Genomic DNA, 17555 nt, shown 5'->3' with positions numbered 1-17555 from the left:
TCGCATGGAAAATTTAGCATTAATCGATTCATTCTCAGAGTTTAAAGATAATAAACTTATTGATCGTGTAACGCTTATGGCAATTTTAGAGGACGTGTTTAGAAATGCATTAAAGAAAAAATACGGTTCTGATGACAACTTCGACATCATCATAAATCCTGATAAAGGAGATATGGAGATTTGGAGAAGAAGAGTAATTGTTGCTGACGAAGATCTTGATTTTGAAAATGAAGAAATTACTTTGACTGAAGCGAGAATGATCGAAGCGGATTTTGAAATTGGTGAAGAAGTTTCTGAAGAGGTTAAATTGATTGACTTAGGAAGAAGAGCTATTTTAGCTTTACGCCAAAACTTAATATCTAAAATTCACGAACACGATAATACAAATCTTTACAAACAATTTAAAGATATTATCGGTGATATTTATACTGCCGAAGTGCATCACGTACGCCCTAGAGTAGTTATCTTAGTAGATGATGAAGGAAACGAGATTGTACTTCCGAAAGAAAAACAAATTCCGTCTGACTTTTTCCGTAAAGGAGATAACGTTCGTGGAATCATTGAAAGCGTTGAGTTAAAAGGAAATAAACCTCAGATTATTATGTCTAGAACTTCTGAAAAGTTTTTGGAAAAATTATTTGAACAAGAAATTCCTGAAGTATTCGACGGTTTGATTACAGTTAAAAATGTAGTGCGTATTCCTGGTGAAAAAGCAAAAGTAGCGGTAGATTCTTATGATGATAGAATTGATCCTGTTGGAGCTTGTGTTGGTATGAAAGGTTCTCGTATTCACGGAATTGTTCGTGAATTAGGAAACGAAAATATCGACGTAATCAACTATACAAGCAATATTCAATTGTTTATTACAAGAGCATTAAGCCCTGCAAAAGTTTCTTCAATCAAAATTGATGAAGAAAATAAAAGAGCTGAAGTTTTCTTGAAATTAGAAGAAGTTTCTAAAGCAATTGGTAGAGGTGGTCACAATATTAAATTAGCAGGTCAGCTAACAGGTTACGAGCTAGATGTTATCAGAGAAGGTGATGTTGCCACTGGTGAAGATGATGACGTTGAATTAACAGAGTTTTCAGATGAAATTGAAGGCTGGGTTATCGAAGAATTTGCAAAAATTGGTTTAGATACAGCTAGAAGTATCTTAAAACAAGAAGTAGAAGATTTAGTAAGAAGAACAGATTTAGAAGAGGAAACAATTCTTGATGTTATGAAAATACTAAAAGAGGAGTTTGATAGCTAGTTATCTGCTCCAACAACACAACGAAAAAGGTAATAATAAAAAGGTTATATGTCTGAAGAGAGAGTAATAAGAATAAACAAGGTTTTAAGGGAATTAAATATTTCGTTAGAAAGAGCTGTTGATTATCTAAAAGATAAGGGAATTGCTATTGATGCAAATCCAAATGCGAAAATTTCTGATAGCGAATTTAATATCCTACAAAGCCAATTTGCGGGCGATAAGGGGAATAAGGAAGCTTCTAAAGAGGTAGGAGAAGAGAAAAGAAAAGAAAAAGAAGCATTGCGTGTTGAACGTGAGAAAGAAATTGAAGACAAACGCAGACAAGACGAAGAGCGTCAAAAACAACAAGAGGTTATCAAAGCGAAAGCTGTTGTAACAGGACCTGTTCAAGTTGGTAAAATTGATTTGAATCCAAAGAAACCTACAGTTGTTTCTCCGCCTGTTGAGGAACCAGTTAAGGCTGAAGAACCAAAAGCAGTTGTTGCTCCAACTCAACCAGAAAAACCTGCTCAGAAAGAAGTTGTACAGCCTGAGCCAACTGCTCCTGTAATTTCTGAAGAGAAAAAGGTAGAAAAACCTATTATTACAGAGAAAAAAGAAGTAAAAGCTGAAGCTCCTAAAGTAGTAACACAAGAACCTGTTGTTGCAACAGATCCGTCAACTGCTGAAGAGACTATCACTACTCAATATCAAAAATTATCAGGAACTACACTTACTGGGCAAACAATTGATTTATCTCAATTTAATAAGCCGAAGAAAAAGAAAGAAGATCCGAAAATCACTCCTAATAAACCAGGAGCTCCAGGTGCAAATAATAACGCTAACAAAAATAAGCGTAAAAGAATTGCTCCTAAACCAGGAGCGCCGGGTGCACCAAAACCTGCTACAGGTCATGCGCCGGGAACTCCAAATCCTAACAAAATTACGCCAAATACCGGAGGTACTGGTGGAGGTTTTAATGCTAACAGAAGTGCAAGACCTGGTTTCGTAAAAGGAAATCGTCCTGCAATTGTAGCAAAAGTAGAGCCTACTGAAGAGGAAGTAAAAAACCAAATTAGAGAAACTCTTGAAAAACTTCAAGGTAAAGGAGGAAAATCAAAAGCTGCTAAATACAGAAGAGATAAAAGAGATACGCACCGTCAGAAATCTGATGAAGAGCAAAGAGCTATTGATGAAGGAAGTAAAACTATTAAAGTTACAGAATTCGTTACAGTAGGTGAAATTGCCATAATGATGGATGTGCCGATTACCAAAGTAATTGGAACTTGTATGTCTCTTGGTATCATGGTAACCATGAACCAACGTTTAGATGCTGAAACTTTAACTATTGTAGCTGATGAGTTTGGTTATGAAGTGGAATTCATCACCGTTGATATCGAAGAAGCTATTGAAGTAGTTGCAGATAAAGAAGAAGATTTAGTTGTGAGAGCACCGATTGTTACTGTAATGGGTCACGTCGATCACGGTAAAACATCTTTACTGGATTATATTCGTAAAGAAAATGTTATCGCTGGTGAGTCTGGAGGTATTACACAACACATTGGAGCTTACGGAGTAACTTTAGATAATGGTCAAAAAATCGCATTCTTAGATACACCAGGTCACGAGGCGTTTACCGCGATGCGTGCACGTGGAGCTCAAGTTACCGATATCGCGATTATCGTTGTAGCGGCGGATGATGACATCATGCCACAAACAAAAGAAGCAATTTCTCACGCACAAGCTGCGGGAGTGCCAATTATATTTGCAATCAATAAAATTGATAAACCAAATGCTAATGTTGAAAAAATCAAAGAGCGTTTGGCTGGTATGAATTTACTTGTTGAAGATTGGGGTGGAAAAATTCAGTCACATGATATTTCTGCAAAAGTTGGAACAGGTGTAAAAGAATTATTAGAAAAAGTTTTATTAGAAGCTGAAATTTTAGATTTAAAATCTAATCCAAACAAAGCAGCTCAGGGAACTGTAGTTGAAGCTTTCTTGGATAAAGGAAAAGGATATGTATCAACAATTTTAGTTCAACACGGAACTTTAAAAGTTGGAGATTATATGTTGGCTGGAAAACACCATGGTAAAATTAAAGCCATGCATGATGAAAGAGGGCATATCGTTATAGAGGCAGGTCCTTCGACTCCGGTATCAGTTTTAGGTTTAGATGGTGCTGCAACTGCGGGTGATAAATTCAACGTTTTTGAAGACGAAAAAGAAGCAAAACAAATTGCATCTAAACGTTCTCAATTAATGCGTGAACAATCTGTACGTACTCAACGTCATATTACACTTGATGAAATTGGTCGTCGTATCGCTCTTGGTCAGTTTAAAGAATTGAACGTAATCCTTAAAGGAGACGTTGATGGATCTGTTGAAGCATTATCAGATTCATTCTCTAAACTTTCTACAGAAGAAATTCAAATTAATATTATTCATAAAGGTGTTGGAGCAATTACCGAAACTGACGTTATGTTGGCTTCTGCTTCTGACGCGATCATTATTGGATTTAATGTTCGTCCTGCTGGAAATGCAAGACAACTTGCAGATAAAGAAGAAATCGATATCCGTTACTATTCTATTATCTACGCTGCTATCGATGACTTAAAAGATGCGATGGAAGGAATGTTAGCTCCAGAAATGAAAGAAGAAATTTTAGGAACTGCTGAAATTCGTGAGATTTTCAAAATTTCTAAAGTGGGTTCAATCGCAGGTTGTATGGTGATGGATGGTAAAATCATGAGAACTTCTAAAATTAGAGTTATTAGAGAGGGAGTAGTGGTTCATACAGGTGAGCTTGTTGCTCTGAAACGTTTCAAAGATGATGTTAAAGAAGTTTCTAAAGGTTACGATTGTGGTATCCAAATTAAAGGATATAACGATATTGAAGAAAGAGATGTTATTGAGGCGTACCATGAAGTTGCTATCAAAAAGAAATTGAAATAAAATTCAATACTATATTAAAAAAGTCCCAATGTGAATTGGGACTTTTTTTGGTTTAATCTTTTCTTATAAACTTAGGATTTGGGTAGATTAGATTTTGATATTTTAATGGCTAAGAAGCGTTTTAAATCAATATTAGGGGGCGATTTATAACTATCCTAGACTTAGTTTTTGAAAACTTAACGCATAAAAAAAACCACTGTTAGAGTGGTTTTAAATTTATTATTTTTGAGTTTTTATTTGGTTGGTTTAATTAAGAAAACGCTTTTGTAGTTTTTCTTAATTTCAGCTAAATTTCGTTCTGCTTCAATTCTCGTTCTGAAATTTCCAACCCAAACTTTATAGTTTGGAGTATTAAAAATTATAGTGCCATCAACGTCGGTAAATTGTCTTTTAAATTCAGTTAATGTTTTTTTTGCTTCCTCGCCTTTCCCACTGAAAATTTGAATTTTATATGTATCGTTTGTACTTAACGACGTGTTAATTTTACGTTTGTCATTAAGTAATTGTTCAAATTTAGGGTCTTGATTAAGTGTTAAATTTTGGTCTTGAGCATGAATGTTACATGCTAAAAGAATCATTGGAATTGTTAAGAAAACTCTTTTTGAAGGGGTTAAAATTCTCATAATGTGATGGTTTTTATGCAAAAATAGTATTTAAAGTTTGTATTGAAAATATTAATATTATTTAGAATTGATATAAATTGATATTTAAGAGTATTTTAAGGTTTTGAGAATAGTTCATAAGTCGTATTTTTGTGCAAGTTTTAAAAGAAGGTGTTCGGTTTTTACTAAATTAATATAGAAAAAACCATACCAAAAATTAGTAGATAATTATTATACTATATGAAAAAGGTGGGTAACCATAATTCGATCTCAAGAAAATTGCTGCTTAGCTTATCGCTAACGCTGATTTTCTCCCTAACTTCATTTGCTCAAGAAGCTGCTGCTCCGGCGGCACCTGCAGCTGCTGCTCCGGCCGCAACAACAGGTGGTGATCCAGTAAAAGGGAAGGAACTTTTTAATGCAAATTGCGCTGCATGTCACAAATTAGATGCTAAATCAACAGGTCCTGCTTTAAGAGGAGTTGCTGGTAAGCACGAAATGGCTTGGATCTACAAATGGGTTCATAATAGCTCTGAACTTATTAAGTCAGGAGATGCTGTTGCTGTTAAACTTTTTGAAGAAAACAACAAGTCAGTAATGACTCCTTTTCCTCAATTATCAACTGGAGATATTGATAATATTATCGCTTATACCTCTGAAGTAAAAGCTGAACCTGCTACAGGTGGGCCTGGTAATCCAGCATTGCCAACTGGTCCTCAACAAGAAGGAAGTGGGATTTCTAATAATATTATTTTAGGTGCTCTTGCTCTTGTTATGGCTATTTTAGTTGTGATGTTGTTCATGGTGAACAAAGTATTAACTAAGGTTGCAGGTAATAATGGTATTGTAGTTGCGCCAAGAGAAGCGAGAACTCCAATCTGGAAAGCATTTGCTAAAAATCAATTCTTGGTTTTAGTAACTTCAATATTTTTGCTTTTAGCGAGTGGTTACTTTGTGTATGCGTACTTAATGCAAGTAGGTGTAGATCAAAACTACGAGCCAATCCAGCCTATTCATTATTCTCATAAAATTCACGCTGGTGATAATGAAATCAATTGTAAATATTGTCACTCTGCTGCACGTGTAAGTAAAAATGCAGGTATACCATCTTTAAATGTTTGTATGAACTGTCATAAAAACATTTCAGAAGTTGCTGAAACTACTGCTACTGCTGAATACAGCAAAGCTTTTTACGATGAGCAGATTCAAAAATTATATGACGCTGTTGGATGGGATAAAACTAAGCAAGCTTACACTGGAAAAACACAGCCAGTAAAATGGGTTCGTATTCATAATCTGCCTGATTTTGTTTACTTCAATCACTCGCAACATGTTTCTGTTGCCGGAGTTGAATGTCAAACTTGTCACGGTCCAGTGCAGGAATTTGAAATCATGAAGCAATATTCTAAATTAACAATGGGATGGTGCGTTGATTGCCATAGAAAAACTGATGTTAAGATGGAAGGAAATGCATATTATGATAAAATTCATGCTGAACTTTCTAAAAAATACGGTGTAGAGAAATTGACTGCAGCGCAAATGGGAGGTTTAGAATGCGGTAAATGCCACTATTAATCGAATTATTAAGATTTTAATATTTATATACAATGTCATCAAACAAAAAATACTGGAAAAGTGTTGAAGAACTAGAAAATAGTTCTATTGTTGAGGCGCTTAGAAATAACGAATTTGTTGAAGAAATTCCTACTGATGAATTTTTAGGAAATGCAGATGCTTTAGCAACATCTGGAACTTCACGTCGTGACTTTTTAAAGTACGTAGGATTTAGTACTGCAGCTGTTACACTTGCTGCCTGCGAAGGTCCTGTTCACAAGTCTATACCATACGTATTACAACCGGAACAAATCATTCCTGGTGTTGCAGATTACTATGCAACAACTGTTTTTGATGGTTTTGATTTTGCTAATCTTTTGGTAAAAACTCGCGAGGGTCGTCCAATTAAAATTGATAACAATACTATTTCTGGAGCTAAGTTTTCAGCCAATGCTAGAATTCATGCGTCTATACTGTCATTATATGATAGCATGCGTTTGAAAGAGCCTAAATTGGATGGAAAAAATAGTAGCTGGTCTGCTGTTGATTTAAAAATTAAATCAAGTCTTGCTGATGCAAAAGCAAAAGGTGGGCAAGTAGTGTTGTTGACAAATACTTTGGCGAGTCCATCTACTGAAAAATTAATTGCTGAATTTATAGCTAAAAATCCTAATGCAAAACATGTTGTTTATGATGCAGTTTCTTCATCTGACGCATTGGATGCATTTGAAACGGTTTATGGTGAAAGAGCTTTAGTTGATTATGATTTTTCAAAAGCTTCTTTAATCGTTTCTGTTGGAGCTGATTTCTTAGGAGATTGGCAAGGTGGTAGCTACGATGCTGGATATGCAAAAGGACGTATTCCTCAAAACGGAAAAATGTCTCGTCACTTTCAGTTTGAATCAAATATGACATTATCCGGAGCTGCTGCTGATAAGCGTGTTCCAATGACTATTGCTAATCAAAAACAAGCTTTAGTTCAAATATATAATATTGTTGCCGGTGCTTCTGTTCCTGTTTCTTTAGACGCTGCTTACAAAGCAGAAGTTATTAAAGCTGCACAACAATTAAAAGCTGCAGGATCTAAAGGAGTTTTAGTTTCTGGAATTGAAGATAAAAATGCTCAATTATTAGTTTTAGCGATCAATCAGGTATTGGCTAGTGAAGCTTTTAATACGGGTGGTACAAGACAAATTAGAAAAGGTTCTGATGCTATTGTATCTCAATTAATAAAAGATCTGAACGCTGGAAGTGTTCATACTTTAATCATGAGTGGTGTTAATCCAGTTTATACATTAGCTGATTCAGCTTCTTTTGTATCTGGATTGAAAAAAGTAAAAACTTCAGTTGCTTTTTCTTTAAAAGAAGATGAAACAGCTTCAATTACTACAATTGCTGCTCCTGCACCTCATTACTTAGAATCTTGGGGAGATGTTGAAATTACAAAAGGAACTTATAGCTTGACTCAGCCAACTATTCGCCCTATATTTAATACAAAACAATTTCAGGACGTTTTATTATCATTAAACGGAGTTGCCGGAAATTTTTACGATTATCTTAAAGTTAATTCAGCTGGAATTATTGCTGGTTCTTCTTGGAATAAAGTATTACATGACGGTGTTTTTGTAATTGGCTCTACTGGTTTAGTTGCTGGTTCTTTTGATTATTCTGCTGCTGCAAATGCAGTTTCAAAATCAAGATCAACTGGAGATTTCGAATTAGTATTGTATACTAAAACGGGTATGGGTGATGGACAACAAGCAAACAATCCTTGGTTGCAAGAGTTTCCGGATCCAATTACAAGAGTTTCTTGGGATAACTATGTAACAGTTTCTAATGCTGATGCTAAAAACCTTGGATTGTCAAATGAAATTGTTGCAAACGGAGGTTTAAACGGAAGTTATGCTACAATTACTACTGCTGATGGTTCTAAGTTAGAAAACGTTCCAGTAATAGTTCAGCCAGGACAAGCTGTTGGTACAGTTGGTTTAGCACTTGGATATGGTCGCAAAGCGGCTTTAAAAGAAGAAATGCAAGTAGGTTTAAATGCTTACGCTTTATATAAAAACTTTAATAGTGTTCAGTCTGTTTCTATTGCTAAAGCTAATGGAGTACATGAGTTTGCTTGTGTTCAAGGGCAAAAAACATTAATGGGTAGAGGAGATATCATTAAGGAAACTACCTTAGAGATATTTAACACCAAAGATGCTGAACATTGGAATGAACAACCAATGGTGTCTTTAGATCACCAGGAAGTTGAAGCTACAACAGTTGATTTATGGGAATCATTTGATCGTTCTACAGGACATCACTTTAATCTTTCAATCGACTTAAACGCTTGTACAGGATGTGGAGCATGTGTTATTGCTTGTCACGCTGAGAATAACGTTCCTGTTGTAGGAAAAGCAGAGGTAAGAAGAAGTCGTGATATGCACTGGTTGCGTATCGATAGATATTATTCTTCTGAAAGCACTTTTGCAGGTGATAACGAAAGAAAAGAGAATATTGCTGGTTTGTCTAGTTCATTATCTACGTTTAATGAAATGGAAAAAGCTGGGGATAATCCACAAGTTTCTTTTCAGCCGGTAATGTGTCAACACTGTAATCACGCACCTTGTGAAACAGTTTGTCCTGTTGCTGCAACATCACACGGTCGTGAAGGTCAAAATCATATGGCATACAACAGATGTGTTGGTACTCGTTATTGTGCAAACAACTGTCCGTATAAAGTACGTCGTTTCAACTGGTTCTTGTACAACAAAAACACTGAATTCGATTATCATATGAATGATGATTTAGGTCGTATGGTATTAAACCCAGACGTAAACGTTCGTTCTCGTGGAGTAATGGAAAAATGTTCTATGTGTATTCAAATGACACAAGCGACTAAATTAAAAGCAAAAAATGAAGGTCGTCCAGTTGCTGATGGGGAATTCCAAACAGCTTGTTCAAACGCTTGTTCTTCTGGAGCAATGATATTTGGTGATGTTAATGATGCTGAAAGTAAAGTAGCTAAATTAGCTGCTGATGAAAGATCATACCACTTATTAGAGCATGTTGGAACAAAACCTAATGTGGTTTACCATGTTAAAGTTAGAAATACTTAGAATAAATTATTAATTAAGAAACATATAAAGGATTATGTCGTCTCACTACGAAGCACCCATTAGAAAACCTTTAGTTATAGGTGATAAATCTTATCACGATGTAACTGTAGATGTAGCTGCACCTGTTGAAGGTCCTGCAAATAAACATTGGTGGATTGTATTTTCAATCGCATTAATAGCCTTCCTTTGGGGGTTAGGTTGTATAATTTACACCGTATCTACCGGTATTGGAACATGGGGATTAAATAAAACAGTTGGTTGGGCTTGGGATATCACGAACTTCGTTTGGTGGGTTGGTATTGGTCACGCAGGTACATTAATCTCTGCGGTATTATTACTTTTCCGTCAACGTTGGAGAATGGCTATTAACCGTTCAGCGGAAGCAATGACTATCTTCTCAGTAGTTCAAGCAGGTTTATTTCCAATTATTCACATGGGACGTCCATGGTTAGCATACTGGGTTTTACCTATTCCAAATCAATTTGGATCTTTATGGGTAAACTTTAACTCACCATTGCTTTGGGACGTATTCGCAATTTCAACGTATCTTTCGGTTTCATTAGTTTTCTGGTGGACTGGTTTATTACCTGATTTTGCAATGCTACGTGATAGAGCGATAACACCTTTCAATAAAAGAGTTTATTCTATCCTAAGTTTTGGATGGAGTGGAAGAGCAAAAGACTGGCAGCGTTTTGAAGAAGTATCTTTGGTATTAGCAGGTTTAGCTACACCACTTGTACTTTCTGTACACACGATTGTATCAATGGACTTTGCTACTTCTGTAATTCCAGGATGGCATACAACAATTTTCCCTCCGTACTTCGTTGCAGGAGCGGTATTCTCAGGATTTGCAATGGTAAATACATTGTTGATTGTTATGAGAAAAGTATCTAACCTTGAAGCTTATATCACACTACAACATATCGAGTTAATGAACATTGTAATCATGATTACAGGTTCTATCGTTGGGGTTGCTTATATTACTGAGTTATTTGTAGCTTGGTATTCAGGTGTAGAATATGAGCAATATGCATTTTTGAACAGAGCAACCGGACCTTACTGGTGGGCATACTGGTCAATGATGACTTGTAACGTTTTCTCTCCACAATTTATGTGGTTTAAGAAACTAAGAACAAGTATCATGTTCTCATTTATCATTTCGATTGTAGTAAACATCGGAATGTGGTTTGAAAGATTCGTAATTATTGTTACTTCTTTGCATAGAGATTACCTTCCATCTTCTTGGACAATGTTTTCACCAACATTTGTTGATATTGGAATTTTCATCGGAACAATTGGTTTCTTCTTTGTATTGTTTTTATTATACTCTAGAACATTCCCTGTAATTGCTCAGGCAGAGGTAAAAACAATTTTGAAAGGAACAGGAGATAATTACATTAGAGAAAGAGCAAATAAAGATTCACATCATGAGTAATAAAGTAATATACGCCATTTATAATGACGATGATATTTTGATGGACGCAGTAAAGAAAACCAGAGCTGCTCATCATCATATTGAGGAAGTTTTTACTCCATTCCCGGTTCACGGGTTGGATAAAGCGATGGGTTTAGCACCTACAAGATTAGCAATTTGTTCTTTCTTATACGGATGTGTGGGTATATCTTTTGCAACATTCATGATGAGTTATATTATGATTCATGACTGGCCACAGGATATCGGTGGAAAACCAAGTTTTAGTTTCATTCAGAATATGCCATCATTTGTGCCAATTATGTTTGAAATGACAGTATTTTTTGCTGCCCACTTAATGGTAATTACTTTTTATATGAGAAGTAGATTATGGCCATTTAAACAAGCGGAAAATCCTGATGTAAGAACAACAGATGACCACTTCTTAATGGAAGTTGCTGTAAATGATAACGAATCTGAACTAGTTTCTTTTTTCGAAGGTACAGGAGCAGTTGAAGTTAAAGTAATTGAAAAGAATTAATTGTAGCTATGAAAAGGATATATAAAATAACACTTTTAGTTGGTATAACTATTTTAGTTTCATCTTGCCACAATAATTCGGCACCAAACTATCAGTATTTCCCTAATATGTATGAGTCTGTAGGTTATGAAACCTATTCAGAAGCAAAAATATTTAAAGGTGGAAAAGAAGGACAGCTTCCTGTAGTAGGAACTATCAATAGAGGTTTTGAACCTTATGAATATGAAAATTCAACAGCGGGTTATGAATTGGCTAAAGCTAATTTAAAATCTCCTTTGGATTCTATCGAAAGAAATTCAGGAAAAGGAAAAGAACTTTTCGAAATTTATTGTATCAGTTGCCATGGTGCATCTGGAAACGGTAAAGGTAAATTGGTTGAAAGAGAAAAATTTCTTGGAGTACCTAGCTATAAAGACAGAGAAATCACTGAAGGAAGTATCTTTCATGTTGAAACTTATGGTTTAAATGCAATGGGTTCACATGCAAATCAATTAAGTGCCCACGAACGTTGGTTAGTTGCTGACTATGTTCTAAAACTAAAAAGCCAATTATAATTGTTGAACAAACTGATCGTAATAGATATGTATACATTTTCAAGTAAATTAAAAACTTTTTCTATCATCCTAATGGTACTTGGTGTCTTAGGAATTGGATATGGTTTTTTAACTGCTCCTAAAGATATTCAAGAAGTTGAAAAAATTCTAGCTGCAGATGCACATGGATCGCATGGTGCTGCACATGAAGCAACAGCAGAAGCTTCACATCAAGAAGCTGGACACCACGAAGCTGCTGAAGCTTCGCATGAATCGCACAAAGGTGGCGAGCATGAAAAAGTTAATGCTGCTGCTGAGCATGAAAAACATTTAACTCACGTATTGCACCAATTGCAAAATAAGCCATGGTCTGCTTTGTACGTTGCTTGTATTTTCTTTTTACTACTTTCTATGGGAGTTTTAGCATTTTATGCTATTCAACAAGTTGCTCAGGCAGGTTGGTCTCCGGTTTTATTTAGAGTTATGCAAGGAATTACCGCTTATTTACCTGTGGCTTCTGTAATATTTTTTATCATTTTGATTCTTTGTGGTTTACACTTTAATCATATTTTTGTATGGCTAGGGGAAGGAGTTACAGATCCTAAGAGTGCTAATTATGATGAAATTATTGCTGGTAAGCATGGTTATTTAAATTTTCCTTTCTGGATCGCTAGAGCAGCTATCTTTTTATTAGGATGGAATTTATACCGTCATTATTCTAGAAAAAATTGTTTAGCTCAAGACGAAGCTAATGATGATTTAAATTACAAAAAGAACTTTAAATTATCTGCTGGATTCTTAGTGTTCTTTATTGTTTCTGAGTCTATTATGTCTTGGGACTGGATTATGTCATTTGATCCACACTGGTTCAGTACTTTATTCGGATGGTATGTTTTTGCTTCCTTCTTTGTAAGTGGAATTACCGCTATTGCATTAGTTACAATATACTTAAAATCTAAAGGATATTTAGAATATGTAAACACTAGTCACATCCATGATTTAGCTAAATTTATGTTTGGTATTAGTATCTTCTGGACATACTTATGGTTTTCTCAATTTATGTTGATCTGGTATGCAAATATTCCTGAGGAGGTTACTTATTTTATCACAAGAATTCAATTATATAACTTACCTTTCTTTGGTGCTGTGGTTATGAACTTTGTTTTCCCATTATTGATTTTAGTAAATACTGACTTTAAACGTCTTAGCTGGGTTATTGTAATGGCGGGTACTGTTATCTTATTGGGTCACTATGTTGATTTCTTTAATATGATTATGCCAGGTACAGTTGGAGACAAATGGTTTATTGGAGTTCCTGAAATTGCATCTATACTTTTCTTCTTAGGTTTATTTATTTTTGTTGTATTTACAGCATTGACTAAAGCTCCTTTGTTGGCAAAAAGAAATCCTTTCATTGAAGAAAGTAAACATTTTCATTATTAATATTTAAAGAAGTAAACAGATGACAAGTTTGTTGGTAATTATAGTTTTAGTTTTATTAGCAGTTGCATTGTGGCAATTGACCAAGATATTTGATCTTACTCAAGTAGGATCTTCTTCGGACGATTCACAGGTTGCATCAGATAATGATAATAATGTTCAGGGATATATTATGTTTGGCTTTTTAGCTTTCATTTATATATTTACGATTTACGGTTTACTAAAATGGGGTGGTTTAGCACTTCATACTCCTGCTTCAGAGCATGGACTTTTAGTTGATAATTTAATGAATATTACTTGGGTTTTAATTTTTGTAGTTCAATTTATTACACAAGGTTTATTATACTGGTTTTCTTTTAAAAATAGAGGGAACAAAGATAAGAAAGCATTATTCTTTGCTGATAGCAACAAATTAGAAGCAATCTGGAGTATTATTCCATCTGTAGTTTTAGCTTGTTTAATTCTTTACGGATTATATGCTTGGAACAACATTATGTTTGTTGATAAAGATGAAGACGTAATCGAAATCGAATTATACGCTCAACAATTTAAATGGACAGCAAGATATGCTGGAAACGATAATGTTTTAGGAAAAGCTAACGTACGTTTAATCGAAGGTATTAATACACTAGGTGTTGATATGTCTGATCCTAATGCTCAGGATGATATTATTGTTTCTGAGTTGCATATTCCAAAAGGTAAAAAAATACATTTCAAAATGCGTTCTCAGGATGTATTACACTCAGCTTATATGCCTCACTTTAGAGCGCAAATGAACTGTGTTCCAGGAATGGTTACGGAATTTGCTTTTATTCCAACTTACACAACTGCCGAATATAGAGAGTTGCCTTTTATGATTGAAAAGGTTGCTCATATCAATAAACTAAGAGCTGAAAAAAGCACTGAGTTACTTGCAAAAGGTGGTACAGCTTTAGATCCTTATACATTTGATTATTTATTATTATGTAATAAGATTTGTGGAGCTTCTCATTATAACATGCAAATGAAAGTTGTAGTTGATTCTCCGGAAGATTACAAAAAATGGTTAAGCGAGAAAACTACTTTAGCTCAGGATATTAAAGCGGCTGCGGCTGCTGCAAAACCAGCTGAGGGAGTTGAGAAAACTAAAGATAGTAGCGTTACTAAAGATACTGTGAAAGCAGTTATCGATACTGCTAAAGCAGTTGTAGCTAAAGTTGCTATGAAATAATATTATTAAGAAAATTTAAAGTATACATATATGTCAGCAGAAGCGCACGATCACGATCACGGACACGATCACGAGCACGAACATCATCATAAAGACACTTTCATTACTAAATATATCTTTAGTATTGATCACAAAATGATTGCTAAGCAATACTTAATTACCGGTATTATTATGGGTATAATTGGTATTGCAATGTCCTTGCTTTTTAGAATGCAATTAGCATGGCCGGAAGAGTCTTTCAAAATCTTTAATGTTTTATTGGGAGATAAATTTGCACCAGATGGTGTAATGGCTAATGATATTTATTTGGCTTTAGTTACAATTCACGGTACCATAATGGTATTCTTTGTACTGACAGCTGGTTTGAGTGGTACTTTTAGTAACTTACTTATTCCGCTTCAAATTGGAGCTAGAGATATGGCTTCTGGTTTTATGAATATGATTTCATACTGGTTGTTTTTCTTATCTGCAGTAATTATGTTGAGTTCATTATTTGTTGAAGCTGGACCAGCTTCTGCGGGTTGGACAATTTATCCTCCATTAAGTGCTTTACCACAAGCAATTCCAGGTTCTGGAACAGGTATGACTTTATGGTTAGTTTCAATGGCTATCTTTATTGCATCTTCATTAATGGGATCTTTAAACTACATTGTAACAGTTATCAACTTAAGAACAAAAGGAATGTCTATGACTAGACTTCCGCTTACAATCTGGACATTTTTCGTAACAGCTATTATTGGTGTTATTTCATTTCCAGTATTATTGTCTGCTGCTTTATTATTGATTTTCGATAGAAGTTTTGGTACATCATTCTTCTTATCTGATATTTATATTGCTGGTGAAGTTTTACACTATCAAGGTGGATCTCCAGTATTATTCGAACACTTATTCTGGTTCTTGGGTCACCCTGAGGTTTACATCGTAATCTTACCTGCAATGGGACTTGTTTCTGAAATTATGGCTACGAATTCTCGTAAACCAATCTTCGGATACAGAGCGATGATTATGTCAGTTCTTGCAATTGCATTCTTATCTACTATTGTTTGGGGTCACCATATGTTTATTTCAGGTATGAATCCTTTCTTAGGATCTGTGTTTACCTTTACAACTTTATTGATTGCAATTCCGTCTGCTGTAAAAGCGTTCAACTGGATTACAACTTTATGGAAAGGTAACTTACAATTTAACCCTGCAATGTTATTCTCTATCGGAATGGTTTCTACTTTCATCACTGGAGGTTTAACTGGAATCATTTTAGGAGATAGTACTTTAGATATTAACGTTCACGATACTTACTTTGTAATTGCTCACTTTCACTTAGTAATGGGTATCTCTGCACTTTACGGAATGTTTGCTGGTATTTACCACTGGTTCCCTAAAATGTATGGAAGAATGTTGAATAAAAACTTAGGTTACATTCACTTTTGGGTAACTGCAGTTTGTGCTTACGGAGTATTTTTCCCAATGCACTTTATAGGATTAGCTGGTTTACCAAGACGTTATTATACAAATACAAACTTCCCATTATTTGATGATTTACAAAATGTGAATGTTTTAATTACAACATTTGCTCTTATAGGAGGTGCGTTTCAATTAGTGTTCTTATACAATTTCTTTAGTAGTATTTTCTACGGTAAGAAAGCAGTTCAGAATCCATGGAAATCTACAACATTAGAGTGGACAACTCCGGTAGAGCATATTCACGGTAACTGGCCAGGAGAAATTCCTCATGTATACCGTTGGCCATATGACTACAGTAATCCGAATCACGATGTAGATTTTGTACCGCAAAATGTACCGATGAAAGAAGGTGAAGAAGTTTTACACCACTAAAAATATTTAAAAAAGACTGTCATTATTGACAGTCTTTTTTGTTTTAGTTAAAGTTTGAACCGTCTACTTTTACTATTTTACATACTGATTACTTTGCCTATCTTTGTAAAATGAATGAGAACCTAGATCCTACAACAAAAGGATATAACCCAGAAGAGTTAGATCTTGAAAAAAAATTACGTCCGTTATCATTTGATGATTTTGCAGGACAAGATCAAGTTTTAGAAAACTTAAAAGTTTTTGTTGCTGCTGCCAATCAACGTGGTGAAGCGCTTGATCATACTTTATTTCATGGTCCTCCCGGATTAGGAAAAACTACTTTGGCGAATATATTAGCGAATGAGCTTGAAGTTGGAATTAAAATCACTTCAGGGCCTGTTTTGGATAAACCTGGAGACTTGGCAGGTTTGCTGACTAATCTGGACGAAAGAGATGTATTATTCATTGATGAAATTCACCGTTTGAGTCCTATTGTGGAAGAATATTTATATTCGGCAATGGAGGATTTTAAAATTGATATTATGATTGAATCGGGACCAAACGCAAGGACGGTACAGATCAATCTGAATCCTTTTACACTTATTGGTGCCACTACGCGTTCAGGGCTATTAACTGCACCAATGCGTGCGCGTTTCGGAATCTCATCCCGATTACAATACTACACTACTGAACTTTTAACTACAATTGTTGAAAGAAGTGCTTCTATATTGAAAATGCCAATTTCATTGGATGCTGCGATTGAAATTGCTGGACGCAGTCGTGGGACACCTCGTATTGCAAATGCCTTGTTACGAAGAGTACGTGATTTTGCACAAATAAAAGGGAATGGAACTATCGATCTGGAAATTGCACGTTATGCGCTAAAAGCACTAAATGTAGATGCACATGGACTTGATGAAATGGATAATAAAATTCTATTAACCATCATTAATAAATTCAAGGGTGGTCCTGTAGGGTTGTCTACTTTAGCCACAGCTGTATCTGAAAGCAGTGAAACTATTGAGGAAGTTTATGAGCCGTTTTTGATACAAGAAGGGTTTATCATGCGTACACCACGTGGGCGTGAGGTTACTGAGAAAGCATACAAGCATTTAGGAAAAGTAAACACCAATATTCAAGGCGGATTGTTTTAATAATT

General features: G+C 35.0%; 12 protein-coding genes. 11 read left to right on the top strand and 1 reads right to left on the bottom strand.

The features are described from left to right. Window positions 1-4 precede the first annotated feature (4 nt). The gene (nusA, locus tag EV143_RS07635) at window positions 5-1252 is read left to right on the top strand and encodes a transcription termination factor NusA (protein ID WP_133507374.1); all 1248 of its coding nucleotides are present in this window, start codon (window positions 5-7) and stop codon (window positions 1250-1252) included. 48 nt (window positions 1253-1300) lie between these two features. Further along, a complete protein-coding gene (infB, locus tag EV143_RS07630) occupies window positions 1301-4186 on the top strand; it encodes a translation initiation factor IF-2 (protein ID WP_133507373.1) in 2886 nt (961 codons plus the stop codon). A gap of 233 nt (window positions 4187-4419) precedes the next feature. Here the strand turns inward: infB and EV143_RS07625 are convergent, their stop codons facing one another. Next, window positions 4420-4809, bottom strand: a complete 390-nt coding sequence (locus EV143_RS07625; RefSeq protein WP_133507372.1) for an SPOR domain-containing protein — start codon at window positions 4807-4809, stop codon at window positions 4420-4422. Between the two features lie 219 nt (window positions 4810-5028). Between EV143_RS07625 and EV143_RS07620 the strand changes: the two genes are divergently transcribed. The 9 genes from EV143_RS07620 to ruvB all read left to right on the top strand — a co-directional run bounded on the left by EV143_RS07620 (window position 5029) and on the right by ruvB (window position 17550). Continuing rightward, window positions 5029-6363, top strand: a complete 1335-nt coding sequence (locus tag EV143_RS07620; protein WP_133507371.1) for a c-type cytochrome — start codon at window positions 5029-5031, stop codon at window positions 6361-6363. 32 nt (window positions 6364-6395) lie between these two features. Next, window positions 6396-9449: a TAT-variant-translocated molybdopterin oxidoreductase gene (locus tag EV143_RS07615; RefSeq protein ID WP_133507370.1), complete on the top strand. Its 3054-nt coding sequence runs from the start codon at window positions 6396-6398 to the stop codon at window positions 9447-9449. A gap of 34 nt (window positions 9450-9483) precedes the next feature. Further along, window positions 9484-10884 carry an NrfD/PsrC family molybdoenzyme membrane anchor subunit gene (gene nrfD / locus EV143_RS07610; RefSeq protein ID WP_089048078.1) on the top strand — a complete coding sequence of 467 codons (1401 nt, stop codon included), beginning with the start codon at window positions 9484-9486 and terminating at the stop codon, window positions 10882-10884. Next, window positions 10877-11401: a DUF3341 domain-containing protein gene (locus tag EV143_RS07605; RefSeq protein WP_133507369.1), complete on the top strand. Its 525-nt coding sequence runs from the start codon at window positions 10877-10879 to the stop codon at window positions 11399-11401. The genes nrfD and EV143_RS07605 overlap by 8 nt, the downstream gene beginning before the upstream one ends. An 8-nt stretch (window positions 11402-11409) precedes the next feature. Further along, entirely contained in the window at window positions 11410-11955 is a 546-nt protein-coding gene (locus EV143_RS07600) for a c-type cytochrome (RefSeq protein ID WP_133507368.1), read from the top strand. 27 nt (window positions 11956-11982) lie between these two features. Continuing rightward, complete coding sequence (locus EV143_RS07595) at window positions 11983-13377, top strand: DUF4779 domain-containing protein (RefSeq protein WP_133507367.1); 1395 nt, start codon at window positions 11983-11985, stop codon at window positions 13375-13377. Window positions 13378-13396: 19 nt separating this feature from the next. After that, window positions 13397-14584 carry a cytochrome c oxidase subunit II gene (locus EV143_RS07590; protein WP_133507366.1) on the top strand — a complete coding sequence of 396 codons (1188 nt, stop codon included), beginning with the start codon at window positions 13397-13399 and terminating at the stop codon, window positions 14582-14584. 30 nt (window positions 14585-14614) lie between these two features. Next, a complete protein-coding gene (locus EV143_RS07585) occupies window positions 14615-16417 on the top strand; it encodes a cytochrome c oxidase subunit I (protein WP_133507365.1) in 1803 nt (600 codons plus the stop codon). A gap of 110 nt (window positions 16418-16527) precedes the next feature. Continuing rightward, window positions 16528-17550, top strand: a complete 1023-nt coding sequence (ruvB, locus tag EV143_RS07580) for a Holliday junction branch migration DNA helicase RuvB (RefSeq protein WP_133507364.1) — start codon at window positions 16528-16530, stop codon at window positions 17548-17550. Window positions 17551-17555 lie beyond the last annotated feature (5 nt).

Origin of the sequence: Flavobacterium chryseum, assembly GCF_004362015.1 — a bacterium.
Taxonomy (GTDB): domain Bacteria; phylum Bacteroidota; class Bacteroidia; order Flavobacteriales; family Flavobacteriaceae; genus Flavobacterium.
Note: the sequence above shows the minus strand (reverse complement) of the source record. Positions and strands in the feature narration are given on the sequence as shown.